1 tRNA gene and 3 rRNA genes are annotated in these 4902 nt (G+C 50.3%); all 4 read left to right on the top strand.

Annotated elements, in window-relative coordinates:
• Nucleotides 1-12 precede the first annotated feature (12 nt).
• A 16S ribosomal RNA gene (locus tag I2H52_RS09650) occupies nucleotides 13-1560 on the top strand.
• A 51-nt stretch (nucleotides 1561-1611) separates the two neighbouring features.
• Nucleotides 1612-1684: transfer RNA gene (locus I2H52_RS09645), tRNA-Ala, on the top strand.
• 122 nt (nucleotides 1685-1806) lie between these two features.
• Nucleotides 1807-4709, top strand: a 23S ribosomal RNA gene (locus tag I2H52_RS09640).
• A gap of 76 nt (nucleotides 4710-4785) precedes the next feature.
• Nucleotides 4786-4901 (top strand): 5S ribosomal RNA (rrf, locus tag I2H52_RS09635).
• The 16S, 23S and 5S rRNA genes sit together here with 1 tRNA gene alongside, the layout of an rRNA operon.
• Nucleotide 4902 lies beyond the last annotated feature (1 nt).

Genomic DNA, 4902 nt, shown 5'->3' with positions numbered 1-4902 from the left:
AGAACTCAAACTTTTAATGAGAGTTTGATCCTGGCTCAGGACGAACGCTGGCGGCGTGCCTAATACATGCAAGTAGAACGCTGAAGCTTGGTGCTTGCACCGAGCGGATGAGTTGCGAACGGGTGAGTAACGCGTAGGTAACCTGCCTGGTAGCGGGGGATAACTATTGGAAACGATAGCTAATACCGCATAAAATGGATTATCGCATGATAATCCATTGAAAGGTGCAAATGCATCACTACCAGATGGACCTGCGTTGTATTAGCTAGTTGGTGAGGTAACGGCTCACCAAGGCAACGATACATAGCCGACCTGAGAGGGTGATCGGCCACACTGGGACTGAGACACGGCCCAGACTCCTACGGGAGGCAGCAGTAGGGAATCTTCGGCAATGGACGGAAGTCTGACCGAGCAACGCCGCGTGAGTGAAGAAGGTTTTCGGATCGTAAAGCTCTGTTGTAAGAGAAGAACGAGTGTGAGAGTGGAAAGTTCACACTGTGACGGTATCTTACCAGAAAGGGACGGCTAACTACGTGCCAGCAGCCGCGGTAATACGTAGGTCCCGAGCGTTGTCCGGATTTATTGGGCGTAAAGCGAGCGCAGGCGGTTAGATAAGTCTGAAGTTAAAGGCTGTGGCTTAACCATAGTACGCTTTGGAAACTGTTTAACTTGAGTGCAAGAGGGGAGAGTGGAATTCCATGTGTAGCGGTGAAATGCGTAGATATATGGAGGAACACCGGTGGCGAAAGCGGCTCTCTGGCTTGTAACTGACGCTGAGGCTCGAAAGCGTGGGGAGCAAACAGGATTAGATACCCTGGTAGTCCACGCCGTAAACGATGAGTGCTAGGTGTTAGACCCTTTCCGGGGTTTAGTGCCGCAGCTAACGCATTAAGCACTCCGCCTGGGGAGTACGACCGCAAGGTTGAAACTCAAAGGAATTGACGGGGGCCCGCACAAGCGGTGGAGCATGTGGTTTAATTCGAAGCAACGCGAAGAACCTTACCAGGTCTTGACATCCCTCTGACCGCTCTAGAGATAGAGCTTTCCTTCGGGACAGAGGTGACAGGTGGTGCATGGTTGTCGTCAGCTCGTGTCGTGAGATGTTGGGTTAAGTCCCGCAACGAGCGCAACCCCTATTGTTAGTTGCCATCATTCAGTTGGGCACTCTAGCGAGACTGCCGGTAATAAACCGGAGGAAGGTGGGGATGACGTCAAATCATCATGCCCCTTATGACCTGGGCTACACACGTGCTACAATGGCTGGTACAACGAGTCGCAAGCCGGTGACGGCAAGCTAATCTCTTAAAGCCAGTCTCAGTTCGGATTGTAGGCTGCAACTCGCCTACATGAAGTCGGAATCGCTAGTAATCGCGGATCAGCACGCCGCGGTGAATACGTTCCCGGGCCTTGTACACACCGCCCGTCACACCACGAGAGTTTGTAACACCCGAAGTCGGTGAGGTAACCATTTGGAGCCAGCCGCCTAAGGTGGGATAGATGATTGGGGTGAAGTCGTAACAAGGTAGCCGTATCGGAAGGTGCGGCTGGATCACCTCCTTTCTAAGGATAAGGAACTGCGCATTGGTCTTGTTTAGTCTTGAGAGGTCTTGTGGGGCCTTAGCTCAGCTGGGAGAGCGCCTGCTTTGCACGCAGGAGGTCAGCGGTTCGATCCCGCTAGGCTCCATTGGTGAGAGATCACCAAGTAATGCACATTGAAAATTGAATATCTATATCAAATAGTAACAAGAAAATAAACCGAAACGCTGTAGTATTAAAAGAGTTTATGACTGAAAGGTCAGAAAATAAGGTTAAGTTAATAAGGGCGCACGGTGGATGCCTTGGCACTAGGAGCCGAAGAAGGACGTGACAAACGACGATATGCCTTGGGTAGCTGTAAGTAAGCGATGATCCAGGGATTTCCGAATGGGGGAACCCAGCAGGTGCTACCTGTTACCCATATCTGTTAAGGATATGAGGAGGAAGACGCAGTGAACTGAAACATCTAAGTAGCTGCAGGAAGAGAAAGCAAAAGCGATTGCCTTAGTAGCGGCGAGCGAAATGGCAGAAGGGCAAACCGAAGAGTTTACTCTTCGGGGTTGTAGGACTGCAATGTGGACTCAAAGATTATAGAAGAATGATTTGGGAAGATCAGCCAAAGAGAGTAAGAGCCTCGTATTTAAAATAGTCTTTGTACCTAGCAGTATCCTGAGTACGGCGGGACACGAGAAATCCCGTCGGAATCTGGGAGGACCATCTCCCAACCCTAAATACTCCCTAGTGACCGATAGTGAACCAGTACCGTGAGGGAAAGGTGAAAAGCACCCCGGGAGGGGAGTGAAATAGAACCTGAAACCGTGTGCCTACAACAAGTTCGAGCCCGTTAATGGGTGAGAGCGTGCCTTTTGTAGAATGAACCGGCGAGTTACGATATGATGCGAGGTTAAGTTGAAGAGACGGAGCCGCAGGGAAACCGAGTCTGAATAGGGCGCATTAGTATCATGTCGTAGACCCGAAACCATGTGACCTACCCATGAGCAGGTTGAAGGTGCGGTAAGACGCACTGGAGGACCGAACCAGGGCACGTTGAAAAGTGCTTGGATGACTTGTGGGTAGCGGAGAAATTCCAAACGAACTTGGAGATAGCTGGTTCTCTCCGAAATAGCTTTAGGGCTAGCGTCGACATAAAGATTCTTGGAGGTAGAGCACTGTTTGGGTGAGGGGTCCATCCCGGATTACCAATCTCAGATAAACTCCGAATGCCAAAGAATTATGGTCGGCAGTCAGACTGCGAGTGCTAAGATCCGTAGTCGAAAGGGAAACAGCCCAGACCACCAGCTAAGGTCCCAAAATAATTGTTAAGTGGAAAAGGATGTGGGGTTGCACAGACAACTAGGATGTTAGCTTAGAAGCAGCTATTCATTCAAAGAGTGCGTAATAGCTCACTAGTCGAGTGACCCTGCGCCGAAAATGTACCGGGGCTAAAACAATTTACCGAAGCTGTGGATACCTTTATAGGTATGGTAGGAGAGCGTTCTATGTGTGGAGAAGGTGTACCGTGAGGAGCGCTGGAACGCATAGAAGTGAGAATGCCGGTATGAGTAGCGAAAGACAGGTGAGAATCCTGTCCACCGTAAGACTAAGGTTTCCAGGGGAAGGCTCGTCCGCCCTGGGTTAGTCGGGACCTAAGGAGAGACCGAAAGGTGTATCCGATGGACAACAGGTTGATATTCCTGTACTAGAGTATGTAGTGATGGAGGGACGCAGTAGGCTAACTAAAGCAGACGAATGGAAGAGTCTGTCTAAGCAGTGAGGTGTGATATGAGTCAAATGCTTATATCTGTAACATTGAGCTGTGATGGGGAGCGAAGTTTAGTAGCGAAGTTAGTGACGTCACACTGCCAAGAAAAGCTTCTAGCGTTTAAACATACTCTACCCGTACCGCAAACCGACACAGGTAGTCGAGGCGAGTAGCCTCAGGTGAGCGAGAGAACTCTCGTTAAGGAACTCGGCAAAATGACCCCGTAACTTCGGGAGAAGGGGTGCTGACTTTACGTCAGCCGCAGTGAATAGGCCCAAGCAACTGTTTATCAAAAACACAGCTCTCTGCTAAATCGTAAGATGATGTATAGGGGGTGACGCCTGCCCGGTGCTGGAAGGTTAAGAGGAGTGCTTAGAGGTAACTCGAAGGTATGAATTGAAGCCCCAGTAAACGGCGGCCGTAACTATAACGGTCCTAAGGTAGCGAAATTCCTTGTCGGGTAAGTTCCGACCCGCACGAAAGGCGTAATGATTTGGGCACTGTCTCAACGAGAGACTCGGTGAAATTTTAGTACCTGTGAAGATGCAGGTTACCCGCGACAGGACGGAAAGACCCCATGGAGCTTTACTGCAGTTTGATATTGAGTGTCTGTACCACATGTACAGGATAGGTAGGAGTCTAAGAGATCGGGACGCCAGTTTCGAAGGAGACGTTGTTGGGATACTACCCTTGTGTTATGGCCACTCTAACCCGGATAGGTGATCCCTATCGGAGACAGTGTCTGACGGGCAGTTTGACTGGGGCGGTCGCCTCCTAAAAGGTAACGGAGGCGCCCAAAGGTTCCCTCAGAATGGTTGGAAATCATTCGCAGAGTGTAAAGGTATAAGGGAGCTTGACTGCGAGAGCAACAACTCGAGCAGGGACGAAAGTCGGGCTTAGTGATCCGGTGGTTCCGTATGGAAGGGCCATCGCTCAACGGATAAAAGCTACCCTGGGGATAACAGGCTTATCTCCCCCAAGAGTTCACATCGACGGGGAGGTTTGGCACCTCGATGTCGGCTCGTCGCATCCTGGGGCTGTAGTCGGTCCCAAGGGTTGGGCTGTTCGCCCATTAAAGCGGCACGCGAGCTGGGTTCAGAACGTCGTGAGACAGTTCGGTCCCTATCCGTCGCGGGCGTAGGAAATTTGAGAGGATCTGCTCCTAGTACGAGAGGACCAGAGTGGACTTACCGCTGGTGTACCAGTTGTCTTGCCAAAGGCATCGCTGGGTAGCTATGTAGGGAAGGGATAAACGCTGAAAGCATCTAAGTGTGAAACCCACCTCAAGATGAGATTTCCCATGATTATATATCAGTAAGAGCCCTGAGAGAAGATCAGGTAGATAGGTTAGAAGTGGAAGTGTGGCGACACATGTAGCGGACTAATACTAATAGCTCGAGGACTTATCCAAAGTAACTGAGGATACGAAGTGTGAGGTTTTCTTGAGATTTGATAGATATTCAATTTTGAGTAGGTATTACTCAGAGTTAAGTGACGATAGCCTAGGAGATACACCTGTACCCATGCCGAACACAGCAGTTAAGCCCTAGAACGCCGGAAGTAGTTGGGGGTTGCCCCCTGTGAGATATGGAAGTCGCTTAGCT

It is taken from the genome of Streptococcus oralis (assembly GCF_015561235.1).
Classification (GTDB): domain Bacteria; phylum Bacillota; class Bacilli; order Lactobacillales; family Streptococcaceae; genus Streptococcus; species Streptococcus oralis_BK.
The sequence above is the reverse complement of the archived record's forward strand: the minus strand, read 5'-3'. Positions and strand labels throughout refer to the sequence as shown.